General features: G+C 60.7%; 17 protein-coding genes. 2 read left to right on the forward strand and 15 right to left on the reverse strand.

The annotated features are described in order from the left end of the window. The first annotated feature begins 99 nt into the window (after positions 1 to 99). Both ACZ89E_RS20025 and ACZ89E_RS20030 read left to right on the forward strand, forming a co-directional pair. A complete protein-coding gene (locus ACZ89E_RS20025) occupies positions 100 to 1,965 on the forward strand; it encodes an O-antigen ligase family protein (protein ID WP_476256305.1) in 1,866 nt (621 codons plus the stop codon). After that, complete coding sequence (locus ACZ89E_RS20030) at positions 1,965 to 3,179, forward strand: acyltransferase family protein (RefSeq protein WP_476256306.1); 1,215 nt, start codon at positions 1,965 to 1,967, stop codon at positions 3,177 to 3,179. Before ACZ89E_RS20025 ends, ACZ89E_RS20030 begins: the two co-directional genes overlap by 1 nt. 25 nt (positions 3,180 to 3,204) lie before the next feature. Here the strand turns inward: ACZ89E_RS20030 and ACZ89E_RS20035 are convergent, their stop codons facing one another. The 15 genes from ACZ89E_RS20035 to waaC form a co-directional block, all read right to left on the reverse strand. After that, entirely contained in the window at positions 3,205 to 4,089 is an 885-nt protein-coding gene (locus ACZ89E_RS20035; RefSeq protein WP_149659238.1) for a glycosyltransferase, read from the reverse strand. Next, the gene (locus ACZ89E_RS20040; protein ID WP_463259211.1) at positions 4,086 to 5,240 is read right to left on the reverse strand and encodes a glycosyltransferase family 4 protein; all 1,155 of its coding nucleotides are present in this window, start codon (positions 5,238 to 5,240) and stop codon (positions 4,086 to 4,088) included. Before ACZ89E_RS20040 ends, ACZ89E_RS20035 begins: the two co-directional genes overlap by 4 nt. Then, positions 5,203 to 6,123, reverse strand: a complete 921-nt coding sequence (locus ACZ89E_RS20045) for a DUF6625 family protein (RefSeq protein WP_149659236.1) — start codon at positions 6,121 to 6,123, stop codon at positions 5,203 to 5,205. The genes ACZ89E_RS20040 and ACZ89E_RS20045 overlap by 38 nt, the downstream gene beginning before the upstream one ends. Before the next feature lie 58 nt (positions 6,124 to 6,181). Then, positions 6,182 to 7,606: a PIG-L deacetylase family protein gene (locus ACZ89E_RS20050; protein WP_476256307.1), complete on the reverse strand. Its 1,425-nt coding sequence runs from the start codon at positions 7,604 to 7,606 to the stop codon at positions 6,182 to 6,184. Positions 7,607 to 7,614: 8 nt separating this feature from the next. Then, a complete protein-coding gene (locus tag ACZ89E_RS20055) occupies positions 7,615 to 8,511 on the reverse strand; it encodes an antimicrobial resistance protein Mig-14 (RefSeq protein ID WP_149659234.1) in 897 nt (298 codons plus the stop codon). Continuing rightward, complete coding sequence (locus ACZ89E_RS20060) at positions 8,511 to 9,641, reverse strand: glycosyltransferase (RefSeq protein ID WP_476256308.1); 1,131 nt, start codon at positions 9,639 to 9,641, stop codon at positions 8,511 to 8,513. The genes ACZ89E_RS20055 and ACZ89E_RS20060 overlap by 1 nt, the downstream gene beginning before the upstream one ends. After that, complete coding sequence (locus ACZ89E_RS20065) at positions 9,625 to 11,382, reverse strand: carbamoyltransferase family protein (RefSeq protein WP_133837954.1); 1,758 nt, start codon at positions 11,380 to 11,382, stop codon at positions 9,625 to 9,627. Before ACZ89E_RS20065 ends, ACZ89E_RS20060 begins: the two co-directional genes overlap by 17 nt. A 227-nt stretch (positions 11,383 to 11,609) precedes the next feature. Further along, a complete protein-coding gene (locus ACZ89E_RS20070) occupies positions 11,610 to 12,476 on the reverse strand; it encodes a DUF3800 domain-containing protein (protein ID WP_149659232.1) in 867 nt (288 codons plus the stop codon). Positions 12,477 to 12,481: 5 nt separating this feature from the next. Beyond that, the gene (locus ACZ89E_RS20075) at positions 12,482 to 12,817 is read right to left on the reverse strand and encodes a YceK/YidQ family lipoprotein (RefSeq protein WP_178129125.1); all 336 of its coding nucleotides are present in this window, start codon (positions 12,815 to 12,817) and stop codon (positions 12,482 to 12,484) included. A 121-nt stretch (positions 12,818 to 12,938) separates the two neighbouring features. Continuing rightward, a complete protein-coding gene (locus ACZ89E_RS20080; protein ID WP_476256309.1) occupies positions 12,939 to 14,390 on the reverse strand; it encodes a lipopolysaccharide kinase InaA family protein in 1,452 nt (483 codons plus the stop codon). Further along, positions 14,390 to 15,142, reverse strand: coding sequence for a lipopolysaccharide kinase InaA family protein (locus tag ACZ89E_RS20085; protein WP_476256310.1), 753 nt, complete (start codon positions 15,140 to 15,142; stop codon positions 14,390 to 14,392). The genes ACZ89E_RS20080 and ACZ89E_RS20085 overlap by 1 nt, the downstream gene beginning before the upstream one ends. After that, complete coding sequence (locus tag ACZ89E_RS20090) at positions 15,139 to 15,873, reverse strand: lipopolysaccharide kinase InaA family protein (RefSeq protein ID WP_149659229.1); 735 nt, start codon at positions 15,871 to 15,873, stop codon at positions 15,139 to 15,141. Before ACZ89E_RS20090 ends, ACZ89E_RS20085 begins: the two co-directional genes overlap by 4 nt. After that, positions 15,873 to 16,679 (reverse strand): lipopolysaccharide core heptose(I) kinase RfaP, encoded by an 807-nt coding sequence (rfaP, locus tag ACZ89E_RS20095; RefSeq protein ID WP_149659228.1) that lies wholly within the window; start codon positions 16,677 to 16,679, stop codon positions 15,873 to 15,875. Before rfaP ends, ACZ89E_RS20090 begins: the two co-directional genes overlap by 1 nt. Then, a complete protein-coding gene (locus tag ACZ89E_RS20100; protein ID WP_149659227.1) occupies positions 16,679 to 17,800 on the reverse strand; it encodes a glycosyltransferase family 4 protein in 1,122 nt (373 codons plus the stop codon). The genes rfaP and ACZ89E_RS20100 overlap by 1 nt, the downstream gene beginning before the upstream one ends. After that, positions 17,800 to 18,861 (reverse strand): lipopolysaccharide heptosyltransferase I, encoded by a 1,062-nt coding sequence (gene waaC / locus ACZ89E_RS20105; protein ID WP_476256311.1) that lies wholly within the window; start codon positions 18,859 to 18,861, stop codon positions 17,800 to 17,802. Before waaC ends, ACZ89E_RS20100 begins: the two co-directional genes overlap by 1 nt. Position 18,862: the final 1 nt, after the last annotated feature.

Below are 18,862 nucleotides of genomic sequence, written 5' to 3' on the forward strand. Positions count from 1 at the left end.
GGCAAACGCATAAAGGCTGTTATTGTTAGGCACTGCATTCAGCATCAAATAGCCATCACCCCGAAATGGCCGATCAACTTCAGGATTGAATCTCTCAGCATGCAACTCAGCGGTTTCAACAGCACGTCCAATCGAGTTTTCGACTTCATCTGCCTGTGGATACTTCCACTGGGCTATCTTTTGCTCCTGTGCGCGCTGTTCTTTCTGCCCGGGCGCAGTCTTCACCATAAGCTGTTTTATGGCCTGTTTAGCATTCCATCGCTGATTGCCCTGTGCCTGCGACCGCGGGAACTCAAGGAATTAGTGCGTGAGCCGGTGTTTGTCGCGCTATTGCTGTTCGCTGCCTGGGCCCTGCTGAGCCTGTGTTGGGGACCGGCGGATGACGAGAGCATCCCCGCCCAGTTCAAGCCGGCGCTGCATACGCTGCTGCTGTTCGCCGGTTCCTATCTGCTGGTGCGCCATCGCAGCGAAATCATCCAGCCGCTGCTGTTCAGTGCCGCGCTGGTCGGGTTGATTGCCTCGGTCTACAACCTGTTCATGTTTGCCCATATCTATCAGCCGGGCATGCGTCTGATTGGTGGCGGTGCGTTCGACAACCCGTTGCTCAGCTCGCACATCTTCGGCTTTTTCTGCGCCTACTGGTTAAGCCTGAGCATGACCTGCAAGCGGCGGCAGATGCTCTGGCTCAGCCTTCCGGCGATGGCCATCATGTTCGCCGCGGTCATCGCCACGGGCTCCAGAACCCCACTGGTGGCCTTGACGCTGGCAGCGCTGTGGCTGAGTTTCATCTGCTGGAATCGTCGCTCGATCGTATTGCTCGCCGCCCTGATCGTCAGTGGAGTCGGGGTCAGCGTGCTGTTTTCGCGGATGATCGTTGAGCGAGGCGACTCCTTCCGCCTCGAAATCTGGCAGTTGGTGCTGCAGCGAATTGCCGAGCACCCGTGGATCGGCCATGGCTACAACGCCAGCCTGTCACTCGACCCCGGCGTCGGCTACAACCTGCAAGAACCCCATAGTTTTGCCCTTGGCGTGCTCTATTACGTCGGCATTCTAGGCTTGTTGCCCTGGCTGTTCTTTCAGGGCTGGGCCCTGCTGAGCAGCTGGCGCAATCGTGTGCAGCCACTGTTTATCGTCGCTTCGACCTGGCTGATATTCGGCATCGGTGCGGGTTTGACCGAGGGCGGCGGCATCATTTCCCGTCCCAAGGAGCACTGGTTCCTGCTGTGGATCCCCCTGGCGCTGATCGCCGCACTGAGCATCAACCAGCGCGCCAGGCGCCTGCTGGCCACGCCGGTCAACGGGCTGACGCCAATGGCATTCGAGCACATGACTGCCAATGCCCAGGTAATCGAAGAGGATGGCCTCGGGCCGAAAGTGCTGCGCCTGGTCGATGGCAGTTTCCTCAAGCTGTTCCGCCGTCGCCGCTGGTACACCTCGGGCAGTTTCAACCCTTATTCCGAACGTTTTGCCATCAACAGCGAGCAACTGCGGACCCTGGGCATTCCAACCCCACAGACCCTGGGCCTGTATCGCCTCGAAGACGGCAGCAGTGCCGTGCATTACTCGCCACTGCCCGGCAACACCCTGCGCCAGGTCCTGCAAGGGATCACCGCACCGGCGGTGCGTCAGGCACTGGTGGAGCGTTTTGGCAAGTTCATGGCGCAGTTGCATGAGCAAGGCGTGTACTTCCGCTCACTGCACCTGGGCAATGTACTGGTGCTCAGCGACGGCGAGTTCGGCCTGATCGATCTGGCCGACATGCGCATCTACCCGTCGTCATTGAGCCTGTCGCTGCGTCAGCGTAATTTGCGCCATATGCAACGCTACAACGAGGATCGGCGCTGGCTGTTCGAGGATCACTTCCAGGCGCTGCTCCAGGGATACGCCGCCACCGCCTCCACATCCGCCGTAGACAACCTGCACAGGCAAGTGCTGGCCGCCAGCAACACGGCCAAGGCTCATTGATGACCGAAACCAACCCCTTCATCGCGCTGGGCGCCTACCTGGTGGCCATCGTGACCGCCGCGTTACTGCTGCGCGCCGTTCCGAAAATCGCCCGGCACCTGCAGCATTCCGGCGAAAGTCGCTTTGCCAGCATCGACGGCCTGCGTGGCTATCTGGCGTTTGGGGTTTTTGTACACCACTCGATCATTACCTGGATCTTTCTGCGCACCGGCGTGATTGATTTTCCACCGAGCAACTTCTACTCGCAGCTTGGCCAGGGCAGCGTCGCGCTGTTTTTCATGATCACCGGTTTTCTGTTCTGGAGCCGACTGCTCACCCAAGGGCGCGAACATGACTGGCTGGCCTTCGCGGTCTCCCGCTTGTTTCGCCTCTACCCGCTGTACCTGCCACTGATGTTGCTGGTGTTTGTCTCCGTCTTCCACCTGCAGAACTGGGAGCTGAAGGAGACCGGCTTCCGGCTCGCCGGGCAGATTCTGGCCTGGCTGACCTTCGACCGCCCGGACATCAACCAGTACCACCAGACCGGCATGCTGATTTCCAACGTCACCTGGACCCTGGGCTACGAGGTGTTTTTCTATCTGGCGCTGCCCTTGGCCGCGATGGTGTTCATCTATCGCGGTAGCTGGCTACAAGTGGTGTTGTGCCTGGTCGGCATTTACGCGCTGTACCAGGTCGTCGGCTGGGAGCATTCGCTCAAGAAGCACTTTCTGGCCAGCTTCCTCGGTGGCATCGGTGCCGCGTACTGGGTACGCCGCCCGCAACTGGTGGCCTGGAGCCAAACACGACTGGCGGGCATTATCGCGTTGCTCGCCCTCGCGATTGCCTTTACCGCTTTCAACCGGGCGTTCAGCCTGATTCCGCTGTTGCTGATGTCGGTGTTTTTCGTGATCGTGGCGTCGGGGCACACGCTATTCGGCGCCTTGAAGCCGCGCAGCATCCGCTGGCTCGGAGAAATCAGCTACAGCACTTACCTGCTGCACGGTTTCCTGCTCTGGATTATGTTGCAGCGTCTGCCACACATACTGCCCATCGATACGCGTGAAACCTGGACCTTCCTGCCGATGATGGCGCTGTGCGCGTGCCTGCTGATCATCATCAGCAGCGCGACCTTCCTGTACATCGAAAAGCCTGGCATCAACGCCGGCAAGCACGTCCTGAAGTGGCTGCGTCAGGGTCGGATGACAAAGAGCCTGAGAGAAAAGTTCGCTCGATAACATCGAGCGATCTTCCTCAGCGGATTCAGTCCTTTTCCAGCGGCGAAAAGAACAGTCGCCCCAGACCACGCCAGGTCTTCTTGTTCCAGGCCTTGAACGGGATCTGCGACAGCAGCTCCCGCGCCAGTTTGCGGTCGCGGTTGGCGGTTTTCAGGAACATCGAGCTGAGGAACTTGTAGCGCACCTCGTCGTACAGCGGATGATCGCTGAACAGCGCGTAGGACCGCAGGATGTTGTCGATCATGAAGCGGTGGTTCTTGTAGGAATTGGTGGCGTGCTTGCGATAGCGCGCCATCAGCACATTCAGGCCATCGATGAAGTAACCGGCACGGGTCACCTTCAGTTCGATCAGCAAATCCTCCAGGCGGATGTTCGTATCGAACCCGCCCACCTTGTCCAGCGCTTCACGACGGATCATCAGGGTCGGCGCCGGTGGATAGGGCTTGCGCTCCAGGAACATGTCATCGAAATCCAGACGACGGAACGGTACATCCCGGCGCTGGCGTTTCTCCGGGTACAGATTGCCGTCGGCGTCGATCAGCTCGATGTTGCCGGCGCAAATGCCGACCTCGGGCTTGCCATCCATGTACGCCACCTGCGTGGCGATGCGTTCCGGCAACATGATGTCATCGGAACCGAACGGCACGATCAGGCTGCCCTTGGAGCGGGCGATCGCGCCGTTGAGCGTGTTGGTCAGCCCCTGATTCTCCTGGACGCGAAAGTCGAAGCCATGCTGCGCCTGCAACGCCTTGATGCGCTCGACGCTGTCGTCTTTTGAACCATCATCAACCACCAGAAATTCGATGTTCGGATAGGTCTGGTTGACGACGCTGAGGATGCTTTCCTCGATGTAGGGAGCGTGGTTGTACGACGCGATAATGACCGTGACGATGGGTTGCTCGTCGTTCATTTGGGTTCCTTGCGAGCCTGTTCCAGGCCGGAGTCGATCAGGTTCAGGTATTCCTGGCGGAACACCTCGATGTCGTGTTCGGTCTGCAGATATCGGAACGCCTGCTCGCCCTTGGCCTTGAGTTCTTCATCCGACAGGGCGAGGTAGTTATCCAGCGCCGCGACCAGACTTGGCACATCTTTCGGGGTAATCGCCAGACCACCGGCGCCCTCGATCAGCGGCAGCATCGCCGGCACGTTCGAAGCGATGACCGGCAGATGCCCGCTCATCCCTTCGAGCAGCGCCAGGCCCAGGCCTTCGGCCAGGGACGGCATGGTCCAGACATCGAACGCGCGAATGTACTGCAAGGCGATTTCCTTGAAGCCCAGCAGGTGCGCCCGGCCGGTCAGGCCCAGGCGTTCGATCTCGGCCGCCAGCTTCGCTTCTTCGCGCCCGGCACCGATGATCGCCAGTTGGGTGTCGGGGTATTTGTCCTTGAGCGCGGCAAACGCTTGCAACAGATAGGTGTGACCCTTGACCGGCACCAGACGGCCCAGTGCGCCGATCAGTCGCACCGACGGATCGATGCCCAGCATCTCGCGGGCGCGCTCGCGGCTGTGCTGCAAGCCTTCGGCCTGCTCGATGTCGATGGCGTTGGTAATGGCGTAGGTGTTCTGGTCGGTAAAGCCGCAGTCGGCATCCAACAGGTACTGCTTGACCGCCGGCGAGACGCCGACGAAGCGCCAGTGACGATCCACCAGGCGCTGGGTCTGGCGGCGCCGGTAAAACCGGTCGTACTCGCCGAAGCCGTGGGAGATGCCGATGCACAGCGGCACTTTCAGCCAACGGTTGAGCGTCAGCATCATGTTCACGGGTTTGAAACGGTTGCAGATCACCACGTCGAATTTTTCGGCGCGGCAAAACTTGTACAACGCCCACATCGCACGCAGGCGCATGCCCTTGAGGGATTTGTCGGAAAACTCGAAATACACCGAACGGTCGGCACGGCTCACCGCCTCGCCTGGCCCCGGCTTGCCGCGCAGGAACGCGGCAGTCACCTCATAGCGATCGCTTGGCAGCGCCTTGACGATCTGCTCTGCCAGGTCGGCAAAATCATGGGCTTTGACGTTGTAGTCAGGCTGCAGTTGCAGAACCTTTGACCGTTGACTCATAACTCTCCCCGTGGAAACCAGTCGCATCGATGACCCAGACCGGTTCGGCGGCGAGGCGCCTGACCTCGGCTGGATCGGGTGGGGTCAACCGTGACCACTCGTTGCGTTTCCAGCAAACGAAGTGGAAGTACGGAAACCGGCGATCGCCATCGCGATCGCGATCATTGCTCAAACTGCCATCGCGCCAATACCAGTGACGCGGAAAATCGTCCGTGCCGTCATGCCATTTGATGCAGCCACCCGGCGTGCTGAAGGCCTCGGTGAACTCGCTGCGGCGACGCCACGGATTGAGCTTGCCCACCAGGGTGAACAGAGGCTCGGGAAAATTCTTGCGCCAGTGGAAGATACGGCTGAAGGCCCCTTCGTCCAGCGCGTGATGCTCCTGGTCGGTAAAACGCTTTTGCCAACCCTTGATCTGCATGAACAACTCACGCTTGCGCGCGGTGTTGCGCATCAGGCACAAATGCCCCGCAACCCGCCGCTCATGGGTGGAAAACAGGTCATAACCGGCCAAGCGATCCGGGGTGAAGTAACTTCGCAGGTCACCATACACCAGATCAATATCGCCAAACGCCCAGAAATCATAGCCTTGCAGGCGGTCGACATGAATATGCCCCAACGCCGGCTTGATGTCGCACAGCTTGTAAGCGGCAGTGGGCGCAAAGTCGATCTTCAAGCGCCGTGAGACCAACGCACAATAATCACTGAAGGTCATGGCCTCGACGGTGACATTGGGTGGCAGATTTTCAGGCGTGCCGCAGTCACTGAACAGCAGCCAGTCGATGTCGGCGTTACGCCTGCAACTCTCCAGAAAGAACGGCATCCAGAACGGCCATTGGCCGAAGTAAGGAATCAGAAAAAGAATACGCGGGCGCTGGTCCATTACACAAAGTCACGGCTGGTTGATTTGACGCCATGCTAAACCGCGTCATGCTTCATTTTTACTGTGCAGATGTATCTGTATGCTTCAAAACCCACAACAATTCATGGCGTCTGACCGCTTTACGGAAGAACTCGTTCTCGCCATAAGTCGGCGGTACCCGCCCCGCCAACAGTCGCTGTATGCAGCGGCGCAAACGTCGCTTGAACGGCATGGGCGGTTGCAGGTCATGCATCATCCCCAGCGCCATCGCCTTGTCGCGCTGTTGCTCAATGGACATCGGCAGGCAGCACGGCTGCATGGGCATGGACGAATCGAACGCCGGCGGCAGCGCGACGCCATGACCCTCATTGCCCATCGGCCAGCGATCGTTGTCGTGCAGATGATTGGCGTAGCCGAGCAGCGTCGGCTGCCAGTCCAGGCCACGGAGCGCTTCGAGGACCGCTTCCTGGGCGCAGATATGATCGGGATGCGGATCGAGGGTCGGGTGCGGCAGCACGATCACCTCCGGACGGGCTCGCAACAGCACTTCACGCAGGTCGGCCAGCAGGTTGTTCCAGGTCGGCGCACCGTCGGCGTCACCGGGCAGGGTAAACGGGTTCAACTGGCGGAACAGGCGGGTGTCGCCCAGCTCCGCTTCCCGTGATCCCATGGGTTGCGATGGCGCCGCTTTCATGGCCGCCAGTTGCAGGCAGAAATAACCCAACTGCACGCAATGCTCTTGCGGCACGCCAGCCCAACGCGGCACGGCGATGCTGTCCCAGGCGCGCAAGCGGCCCTTGAGCCGCGCCGCTTCAACCTTGCTCAGGCCCATCTGCTGATAATGTTCGGCTTCGATTTCGCCGGCGGTAAGGGTGACGATCCAGGCTTCATTGGCCTGGCTGTACAAACCGTAGGCCGCCAGTTCGGCGTCGTCGGCGTGGGGCGCGATCACCATGACCCGCTGACGGTGGTAATCCGGTTGTTCAAAGGCCCAGAGCACCGGTTCGCCGAGCAACCGGCAGAAGCGCCCGCGCAAACGCAACTGCCCTTGGGACAGCACGTGCGACTGACCCGTCAGGTTCAAGTAGCGCAGGCCATCGACGCCGCGTTCGAAGGTTTGCCGGTCCGGGTGGTTACCACCCGCCAACTCGATCACCGGGTCAATAAAACGGCCCAGCCAGGTGCTCTTGACCCGCAACGCCAGGACCAGCGTGGCGTCGTCGACCAGCATCACGCCTTCATCCAGCCGCAGATGCTCGCCCACCAGATGGACCTTGGGCCGCTGGGTGTAGGGCGGGAAGCTGTACTGGTAATCGTCTTTGGGCGAATAGAACAAATGGTCGGCAAACCACGCCTCGTGGGCGATCCAGCCCAGGACCGCCAGCACCAGCGGCAACCACCAGGCCACCAGCAGGCCGATGACGATCAACAGCGCCAGCGCGATCAGCAGGCCGATGCGCTTGTTGCGACGGTGACGCTTGAGCAGTTGCTGTTTGCGACTCATGGGCTGGCTCATACGGTGAAGACCGGCACAGGATTGCACCAGCGGTCCTTGTATTCACGGTCGGCCCGACCGAAGGAAAACCGCAACGGTTTACCCAACGCGCGAGCGTGTTCCCAGGCGCTTTGGGTATTGAGGAAACTCAGCACGCTGCCGGGGCTGAACTCGCGGGTTTCCGGGTCGACGCCGCCATTGATGTACTCGACGCTGATCCACTCCGGGGCTTCGACGCGATACACCAGTTGAATCGCAATCGGCGCCTCGTTGAGGAATATCACCGAGCCGATCAGCAACTCGCGCAGCAACTCGATCACCTCGGCCATGCGCGCCGCGCCGGTGGCCGGGAAGCCCCAACGCCGCAGGAACAGGTCGCAGTAAATCGCCGCCAGTTCGCTGCTGGAAAACTCGCTGACCGGCCGCACCACGCCACCCGCCTCTTCCAGCAGGCGCAATTCGCGACGCTGGTTGTAGCGAAACTTCTTCGACAGTTCTTCGGGGGTGCGGGCCATGGCCAGTTGTTCGGTCTGCAACTTGATGCCGGTGAAGCGGCCTTCGTTCAGTGCGGACAAGTAACGCCCGCGATGACGCAACGGGGCCAGGGTCTCGGCGGCGGCCGGCAGGATCAGCTCGGCGTTGCCGAGGTCGAACAGGCCTTTTTTGCCGCTGCGCTTGAGCACGTCCTTGGACAGTGCGAGGTCGCGGCCCCAGGTCGGGATCGCGGCTTTGATGTCGCCATCGTGCTCCCAGGCCAGGTAGCGCACCGGAATCTGCGCCAGCGCGGCCAGGCGCTCGACGACGATGGGATGGGTAGCGACACTGCCGCCAAAACGCTGCCAGGCATCGGCATACGTCGAGGCGTCAACCGACGCCCAGCCTCGTTCGCGCCAGCCTTGAAATCGGTTGAGCATCAGCCCCTCTGTGCCAGTTCGGTAACGTGCGGCAAATGCCAGAAAGCCTCGCGTACCGCGCGGTCGGAGAAGCGCTCACGCAAGCGGTCGAGCATCAGCTCGGCACACTGGCGGCGTTGCTGCTCGTTCATCGCGGCCAAATGTTGCAACCCTTGCGCCAGGTGCTCGGCATCGCCCAGCGGGAACAGAATGCCCACGCCTTCGACCACTTCCTTCGCCCCGCCACAGGCCGTGGCGAGCAACGGTACACCGGCGGCCATGGCTTCGAGCAGCACCATGCCGAACGGTTCGTGATCGGAACTCAGGGCAAATACATCAAAAGCGCGGAAGTAACGTCGGGCGTCAGGCACCTGGCCGAGGAACAGCACGCGATCGCCGATCCCGAGTTCACGGGCCAGGTCCTTGAGGTTCTGTTCCAGGCGACCGGAACCGAGAATCACCAGTTGGCTATTGCCCGGCAAACCCGGCAACGCTGCGGCAAAACCGTGCAGCAGCGTGGCCTGATCCTTGTCCGGGTGCAGCCGCCCGACGTTGCCGACCACCCAGGCGTCCGCCGCCAGACCGAGGGTTTCCCGGGCCTCGCGAGTCGACACCTGAGTGACCTGCAACGCCTGCACGTCGATACGGTTGTACAGCGTCTGAATCCGCGCCGCCGGCCATTTCGGCAGGCACTTGCGCATGTCGTCGCGCACCGCATCGGACACGCCGAGCAGGCTCAAGCGCTTGCGGAAGATGTGCGCGAACAGTTTGCGCGTACCACGTTTGTAATCGCCAAACGCGTGGTGCACGCCAATCACCGGCAACGAGGTGCCGAGCAAGGCGATGTAGATCGGCTTGAAGCGATGGGCGATGCAGAAACTGAAGTTGCGCGAGGCGGCGATCTTGCGCAGATCGCCGATGGCGCCCAGCTTCAGGCCGCGAATGGCCTTGGAGCTGTATTCCATGAACAGCACTTCATCGGAAGCGCAGCCCGCGGCGACTTCGCTATCGGCGGCCCCGGTCAAGAAGACCGTGGTCACCCGATAGCCAGTCCCCGCGAACAGGCTGGCGTATTGCCGGGCGCAGTCCAGGAACGGCCCGTCATAGCCGTGGCAGAACTGCAGCACATGGCGTTCAGCCGAGCGTGTCATAAGCGTCCGCGCCTTCTTTGACCACCAGAATGTCTTCCATGATCAGGTATTGCAGGTCGGAGCCGAAGAACATGTTCAGAGCGTCGGTCGGCGAGCAGATCATTGCCTCGCCACGACGGTTGAGCGAGGTGTTCAGCGACACGCCGTTGCCGGTCAGCACTTCCAGCGCTTTCATCATGTCGTAGTAGCGCGGGTTGTATTCGCGCTTGAGCACCTGGGCCCGGGACGTGCCGTCTTCGTGGACGACTTCCGGCACGCGGGTCTTCCACTCCTCCGCCACTTCAAAGGTGAAGGTCATGAACGGCGCCGGGTGATCGACCTTGATCATCTGCGGAGCCACGGTGTCGAGCATCGACGGGCAGAAAGGCCTCCAGCGCTCGCGGAACTTGATCTGGTGGTTGATACGGTCAGCCACGCCGGTGGCACTCGGGCAACCAATGATCGAACGACCGCCCAAGGCACGCGGACCGAACTCCATGCGTCCCTGGAACCAGGCCACCGGGTTGCCGTCGACCATGATCTTGGCGATGTTTTCCGGCATGTTCTCGATCTTGCGCCAGGCCGGCTTGCTCGGGTGACGGGCGCACGCGGCGATCACGTCTTCGTTGCTGTAGGACGGGCCGAGGTAGACGTGTTCCATCTTCTCGACCGGTACGCCACGGGCGTGGGACACATAGGCCGCTGCACCCACCGCCGTACCGGCATCACCCGACGCAGGCTGCACGAACAGTTCCTTGACGTCGTCGCGGGCGATGATTTTCTGGTTCAGCTTGACGTTCAACGCACAGCCACCAGCGAAGGCCAGCTTGCCGGTTTCCTTGAGCACGTCGCCCAGGTAGTGGTCGATCATCTGCAGCGAGATCTTTTCGAACAGCGCTTGCATGCTGGCGGCGTAGTGGATGTACGGCTCGTCGGCGATGTCGCCTTCGCGCTTTGGACCCAGCCACTCGATCAGCTTCGGCGAGAAGTAGAAGCCTTTGCCCTTCTCTTTATAACGACGCAGGCCGATGACGTTGGCGTAGTCGGTGTTGATCACCAGTTCGCCGTTTTCAAACGACGCCAGGCGCGAGAAATCGTATTTGCTGGCGTCGCCGTACGGCGCCATGCCCATGACCTTGAACTCGCCGTCGAGCATCTCGAAACCGAGGAACTCGGTGATCGCGCCATACAGGCCGCCGAGGGAGTCCGGATCGAAGAATTCCTTGATCTTGTGGATCTTGCCGTTTTCGCCATAACCGAAGAAGGTCGTGGCGTACTCACCCTTGCCGTCGATCCCCAGGATCGCGGTTTTCTCTTTGAAACCGGAGCAGTGGTAAGCGCTGGAGGCGTGGGCCAGGTGGTGCTCGACCGGCTCGATCTTGATTTTCTTCGGGTCGAAGCCCAGTTGTTCAAGGCAGAACACGATCTTGTTGCGATAGCGCTTGTAGCGACGGTTGCCCATCAGGATCGCGTCGAGGGCGCGGTCCGGGGCGTACCAGTAACGCTTGGCGTAGTGCCAGCGTGCCTTGCCGAACAGGCTGATCGGGGCGAACGGAATCGCGACCACATCAACGTCGGACGGCTTGATGCCTGCCTGTTCGAGGCAGAACTTCGCCGATTCGTAGGGCATGCGGTTCTTTGCATGTTTATCGCGTACGAAGCGCTCTTCCTCAGCCGCCGCGACCAGCTTGCCGTCGATGTACAAGGCTGCGGAAGGATCATGGCTAAGGGCGCCGGACAGGCCAAGAATCGTCAATGCCACAGGGGTCTAGCCTCTTTAGTCTGCATTCAGGCGACAAGCGCCTCAAAAATTAATGTGCCCTCGCAAGGGGCGAGAGACAGCTAAAGGGCGGGATTATAGCGTAAAAGCGCTGGCAAACCTCTAGCGGGAAGCGGCGGGGTCGCGCGTTGACAGACACGCGACCACGACATAGACTCCTGCGCAAGTGGACTGGGAGAACCTGGTCGGCGTTCTAGCCTCGGTGAGTTTCATCGGGGCTTTTCGCTTTCTGAGCGCGGGAAAATCTTTAAACCCCAATTTTCGAAACCCTCTCCCACATGATTACGGCCACCACTGCAATAAAACTTACGTTTGAGCACGTCAAAGGCACGATTTTCCTGCCCCGACCGCAAAACGCTCATACCAATGGGTCTTGCAACGAGGTCCGCCAGCTGTAGCCCCGTGGAATTCACTTGTTTGGTTGCAAAGACGATTTCGAACGGCAGCTTAAAGCCCAATCGGTTCGCGCCATCGCGCATGCGGCGAAACTCCAAGTCAAGCTCGTTATCCTCTCTCTTCCCCCGTCGCTCGAAAATCACATGAGTCAATGCGCTCTGCTGGTTCTTTTCCTGCAAAAACTCATAAAGCGTTTCCAAGCAGAAGCCGAGTGCGACGTGATAAGGATTGTGAACAGATCCCTCTTTTTCGCGGAGGACGGCCTTGTCGATCACGCAACTGATCAGGACGAAATTGCTGGCCTCAATAATGTCCGTCAGCTCATCGAGAAAGGCATGTTTGTGTTGCCTGGACAGGAAGAGTCCGGAAAATTCGCCCTTTTCCCTCCGAATTTCCAATTCATGCAGACCGATCAGATCGTGCCCCATGTGATTGAATTTAAATTTCTGAAGGGAAGGAATGACCTTTTCGCAATAATGCCTTTTATGAAAAACACAGAATGCCAACACAAACATTGGATAGTTTGGGTCTAGCTTTTGCATTCCATGGTCGCCGCTCTCGTCGACATAAACGATGAAGTCGCTGTACTTCCCAGCCGAAGGCAACAGCCTCTTCCTATCAGCATTGGCTTCGCTATCGCTATCGCTTTGGTTTTCAAAAAGAAAGAGTTGTTGAGGCAAGTGAGTTACCCACGCCCCGCCCGCCAATAAATCGCGATATTGCCGTCGGTGCCCTGCCGATAGATCGTGTACGGCAAGACCACCGTGTCCAAGGCCCCCGACAGGCCCAAGTCCAGCAACACCAGCGGCACCAGAACCCCGGTGGGGTCGGGCGGTGCGTTCAGTACGCAGAAGTCATAGGCCAGGCCGCTGTAGACGCGGGGGATGGATTGGCAATAGGTCTTTTGTTTCCTGAGGCCGCGAGCGGCGTCGGCGTCGTCTTGCAGCACCGTCAGCGCGGTGCCGCAGCCGGATAAGGTCAGTGAACATGCGCCCAGTACAACCGCCATTTTCTTCATCAAAATCTGCCTGTCGAAATCGTCAGGCAAACTAGCATCGGGGTTGTTCAGGGCACAGTTCATGGGGTCTGTGGATCATGTAGGACAGTTCTTAAGAACTTGTCCTCCGATGACGGATCGGGATTCAGACCGGGCTGGAGATGTCCTTCGGCAATCGTTGATCAATCACCTGATACAGCGCGCTGCTCTCAGGCCAGTTGCGCATGAATCGCGCCCGATCCCGCGCATACGCCGGGGCGAAGCTGCCCGCCGAGCCGTGCTGACACATCGAATCCAGATCGATCAGCGCCCAACGATCCTGCTGCCAGAACAGATTGTGACCCTTGAAATCGCCATGGCTGATCCGCTCGCGAATCAGTTCCGCGAACAGATGATCCAGCGCCAGCAGTTCATTTTCCGGCGCAGCACCACTCTCAACATACGGCGCAAAGCGCTCGATGATGTCCGGCCCCGACAGGTACTCGGTCACCAGATAAGCCCGGCTGCGCAGCCAGAGAAAACGCTTCTCCAGCACCGCCAATGGCTTCGGCGTGGCGATACCCAGGAACTCCAGGCGATTGCCTTCGCGCCAGGAATGCCAGGCGCGACTCGGGCGCCAGAAGCGTTTGAGCCAATGGGCAAAGCCCTTGATGTTGTAGCGTTTGATCACCAGCGTGCGCCCGCCCGCCTCGACCTTGCCGACGCTCGCCGCGCCGCCGGTCTTGTACAAGTGGCCCTGATCGAGCAAGGCATCGGCCTGCTCCAGCACCGGCACCATCGCGGCTTCTTCCTCGCGACGAATCGCCCGCAAGCCGAAGGCCCCGCGCTGGACGCTGAACAGCGTGCATTCGCGGCCACACTTGATCAGGAAGTCTTTCAAGCGCCAGCGCCGAACCTTGTCGATCTGCTTCTGCAAGGCTTCCATCGGCAACGCGTGCTCGCCGTTGCTCAACAGGTAATACACCAGCAGTTCTTCGGTGAACGGTTCCAGCGACTTGGGCAACTGGGCGAAAAACACCCCGAGGTTTTCCAGGACTTTCTGTCGCGACAGCGGCTGGCCAGGGGTTTCGGCGCAGACGCCGCCGCCATCGATCAGGTACAACCGACCGCGCTGACGCAGCAGGTTGTCCAGATGCAAGTCTTCCTGCCACAGGCCCTTGCGATGCATTTGGCCAATGGCGCCCAACGCCTCGGCCAGCACGGCACCTTGCATGTCTGCCAGCACTGGCTGGTGTTCAACTTTTTTCCAGGTCTCGCCCAGGCTCTCGGCGCCTTCGATGAACTCGAACAGCAGCCAGCCGCCCTCGCCATCCTTCAGCCCATCCGCCAACAACTGCGGCGTCGTCAGGCCCTGATCGGCGAGCAAACGCACGCCATCGCGCTCACGCTGGAAATGCCGCGCCGCTTTGCTGCCGACCAGCAATTTGGCCAGCACCGGCCGGCCACGCCAGACGCCCGCGCCCACATAACGCTGCCCCGGCAACACCCGCAACAGACTCAACAGTTGCAACTCGGCAGGCCCGGCGGCATCGGCCAATGGAATGTTCAACGGCAGGCTCGGGCTGCGGCCGGCGTTTTTCAGGTCGGACAAACGCATCAACGCGTCTCCTTGTGACTGCGCCGCGCGGTGAGTCGTGAAACCCAGGTGTCTACCAGCGAACTGGCCGGCGACTGATCCACATAGCTGGCCAACATCTCGCGCAGCTGGCTTTCGGTCCATTCCGGCGCCCGACGCAGCAACGGTTCCAGATCCTTGATCCGGTCACGCTGACCGAACAGCAAGGGCCGGGTCTTTTCCAGGTCGATCAATTGCGCCTGGTAACCGTCGCCGGTGGCCCGCAGGAAAATGTGTTTGGGGTAGAAGCAACCGTGGACCTGTCGCACGCCATGCAGGCGCCGCGCCAGTTGCCCACAGGCGTGCAGAATCGCCGAGTGCTGCGCCGGGCTCAGGTCCGACCAGCGCTGCAACAGCGAATCCAGGTCATCCCAGCCATCCAGGGCACGGGTCAGCAGAATCGCCCGGACTTCGCCGTCGACCTTGCGCTCACCGAAGAACGCCGCTTGCAGCGCCGGGATGCCCATCTTTTGATAGCGGGTGATGTTACGAAACTCGCGAGCAAAACTCGGTTCGCCGAACGGTGCATGCAAGGTCCGCGTCAGGTAGTTGCTCTGGCGCTTGAGGTAAAAGCCCTGACCTTCCAGGTCCAGCCGAAACACACTGCTCCAGCCGCCACCCGCGGTGTTGGGTTCATCCACCGCGTCGAGCTGCTTGGCCCAGAGGGCGTCGAAAGTGCTGAGACCATGGCGCTCAAGCAGCACCTGGTCTTCAGCGGCCAGAAAATCAGTCATTCGCGTCCCTCGAAGAATCTCACCACGTGCCGGATGCGTTTTTTGTCGGCCGCGTTGAGCCGGGTCCGTCCGCGATATTGCAGGTAAAAGCGCAGGCGCTGGGTAGCGGACAGGTGATACTTGGCCACCTTGTCGAGACAGGCCAGGTCCTTGGTGATGCGGTATTTGAGCCAGAAGCCGCGCCAGAAATCGCCGTTGGGGCAATCGATCAGGAACAGTTTGGCTTCGTCATCGATCAGCAGGTTGCGCCACTTCAAATCGTTATGAGTGAAGCGATTGTCGTGCATGGTCCGGGTGTAACCCGCCAACTGCCGACTGACACCGTCGACCCAGGCGCGATCCGCCAGTTTCGGGTCATGCCGGTCAGCCAGGGCCGACAAGTCTTCGGTGTGCGGCAACTCGCGGGTGATCATCGCCCCACGGTCGTACGCCGCACCACGACGCTCCAGGCCCCAGGCCACCACTTCGGCGGTGGGGATGCCCCACTTGGCGAAGCGCTTGAGATTCTGCCATTCGGCTTTCACTCGTGGCTTGCCCAGGTAACGACGCAGGCCTTTGCCAGCGCCGACGTAGCGCTTGACGTAATAATTGACGCCGTTGCGCTCGACTCGAATCACCTCGGACAACGGGTCGCGCGTCAGGCGCTCGCCCTGAAGCGCGAAGACCGCCTCAAGACTGCCAAAATCTTCCGCCAGATCGCTGTAAGCAGGTTCCAGTCTCCAACCCGGCATCAGAGCGCATCCCCGTATCGCAGTTTACGGTCGTAAAGCTTGTTGGCCTTGCCTTCGAGCCAGGCAAGCAGCGCCGCTTCCTCGGCCAGGATCTGGCGCAATGGCTGCTGGAAGTAGCCCTTGAGGAAACGCAATTTGTCGCGCTGGGTCAGGCCGATGTCCAGGGCCGAAAAGTACAGCGCCGCCAGGTCCTTGTTGCGCCAGCGCTGGGTAATCGCCGGGCGGGTCTGGGCGCGGTGCAGGTCGATCACCGAGAGCTTGAAGTCGTCGGCCGACACCGGTTTGTCGGTGTGCAGCAGGAAGTGGCAGATGTAGCAGTCGCGATGGTTGACCCCGGCGCGGTGCATCATGCCGGTCATGCGCGCGACTTCGGCGATCAGTGCGCGCTTGAGTTTCGGCTCAGGCGGACTCTTGACCCAGTCGATACTGAAATCTTCGAGGCTGACGGTCGGCGCCAATTCTTCGGTGACGATGAACGAGTGCTGGTCCGCCGGGTTGCTGCCCTTCTCGCCGTACGCCACAGCGGTCATGGTCGGCACGCCGACGTCTTGCAGGCGCTGGATGGCTTTCCATTCCTGGCCCGCGCCGAGTACCGGCAGCTTGGCGGTGAGCAGGTTCTTGAAGATCTCGCCCCAGCCGATGCCACGGTGGATTTTCACGAAAAACCCGTTGCCGTTCACTTCAGTGCGCAGGGTCCGGCGCGCTTCAAGCTCGCGGTACACCTCGCCCTGCAAGCCCTCGACTTCGGCGAACGGGTCACGTCCGGCCCACAGGCTTTTGAACGGTTCAGCCAGCATCAACTTCATTAAGCGTGCTCCGCCAGAATCACATCGGCCGCGTGTTGCGGCATGCTGTAGAGGTCGGCCGTCTCGGCGAAGGCCAGACCGTTGCGGCTCCAGGCCGCCCGTGCTTGAGCGTCATTCAACATGCCGGTCAGGTACTGCGTGAGTTGCGCCTGCTCGAAGGGGTCGTCCAGCACCAGGCCGGCGTCGGCCTCGGCGATGTAATGGGCGTAACCACACACCGCGCTGACCAGCACCGGCAACCCGGCGACCAGCGCCTCAAGCAGCACCGTGCCGGTGTTTTCGTTGTACGCCGGATGGATCAACAAGTCGGCGCCCAACAGGAAACGCGGGATATCGCTGCGACCCTTGAGGAACGTCACGTTGTCGCCGAGCCCCAGTGTGGCGCTCTGCATCTGGAACAATTTGGGGTCATCCTGGCCAATTACAAACAGCCGGGTGCGTTTCTTCAGATCAGCGGGCAACGCCGCCAATGACTTGAGGCTGCGATCCACACCCTTGGTCTTGAACCCGGAGCCGATCTGCACCAGCAGCAAATCGTCATCCTTGAGGTTGAACTCGCGACGGAATTCGGCGCGTATCTCAGCCGCATTCGCTGGCGCGCGACGGTCCTGGGAAATGCCCGGTGGCAGCAGATGGAAGCGTTCCAGCGGCGTGTCGTAATGCTTGATGAACAGCGGCTGCTGCACTTCGGAAATCATCAGCACTTCGGTCTTGGCGTCCTTGGCAAACACCGCGCGCTCGTATTCGGCGAAGTGCCGGTAGCGGCCCCAGCGCCGGTACAGCGAGTTGCGCAGGTTCTGCGCCTTGTCTTCGAAGCAGCCGTCGGCGGCGTAGTAGACGTCCAGGCCCGGCATCTTGTTGAAACCGATCAGGCGATCCACCGGACGCTTGGCCAGGTCGGCCTCCATCCATTCGCTGAGCTTTTCGTTGCGCCGATGGTTGAAGAACGCTTTGACCGGCGCCACCAGCACTTCAAAACCCGACGGCACGTCGCCTTCCCAGATCAGCGTGTAGACGCGAATCTGATGCCCGCGCTGCTGACATTCCAGGGCGATGCGCATGAAATCGCGCTGCAATCCGCCAAACGGGAAATATTTATAAAGGACAAAAGCCAATTGCATCAGCGCAGCTCCTCAGCCAGTAACAACGTGCTCAGTCGGCTGGCGACACGCTGGGGATTCAGACGCGTGAAGCACAGAGGCCACTCGCGTTTCAGGTCGAACTGACGGGCGTCTTCGGCCGTCGGTTGATAGGTGCATTTCTTTTGCAGGCACGGCGCGCAGGGAAAGTCGCTGGCGATGTGAATCTGCGCCTTGCCATAGGCGCCGGTCAGGCCCGGGTTGGTCGGGCCGAACAGCGACAGGGTCGGCACGTCCAGCGCGGCGGCCAAGTGACCGAGGCCAGTGTCCACCGCCACGCACGCTTGCGCGCCGGCCAAAACCTTGCCGACACCGGCCAGGTTCAATTTGGGCAGCACTTCGACATGGCGGAAACCGGCGGCGATGCGCTCGGCGCGGGCCTTCTCGATCGGATTGCCCCACGGCAGCTTCACCGCCACACCGAGGTGACCGACACGCTCGGCCAACTCGCGCCAGTAGGCTTCGGGCCAGTGCTTGGTGTCCCATGTGGTGCCGTGCAGGAACAGCACGTATGGATTCTTGCGCGGCAGTTCCACCAGGCGCTCGACGCTCAGCCCGTAATCGCCCAAACCCTTGGGCAAGTCGTAGCCCAGAGCCAACGCAAACAACTGACGAACTCGCTCGACCGCGTGCTGACCACGGCCCACGGACAAACGTCGGGAGTAGAAACGCGCAGCCATCGGCTCGCGAGCCGAATCCTTGTCCAGCCCGGCCACCGGCGCCTTGACGTAGCGCGTCAGCCAGGCACTTTTCAGCAGGCCCTGGGCGTCGATCACCAGATCATATTTGGTGGCGCGAACGCTTTGTTTGAAGCGTTTCCACTCGCCGCTCTTGATGGTCTGCCAGATGTTTTTGCGCCAGCGCCGGACCGCCACCGGGATCACCTTGCCCACAGCCGGGTGCCAGGTCGGAATCTCGGCGAAGCCTTCTTCCACCACCCAGTCGAACGTGATGCCGGGGATCGCCCGCGCCGCGTCGGTCAACGCTGGCAACGCGTGAATCACGTCGCCCAGCGAGGAAGTCTTGATCAACAGTACCCGCAAA

This window comes from Pseudomonas sp. TE3899, from assembly GCF_056279105.1.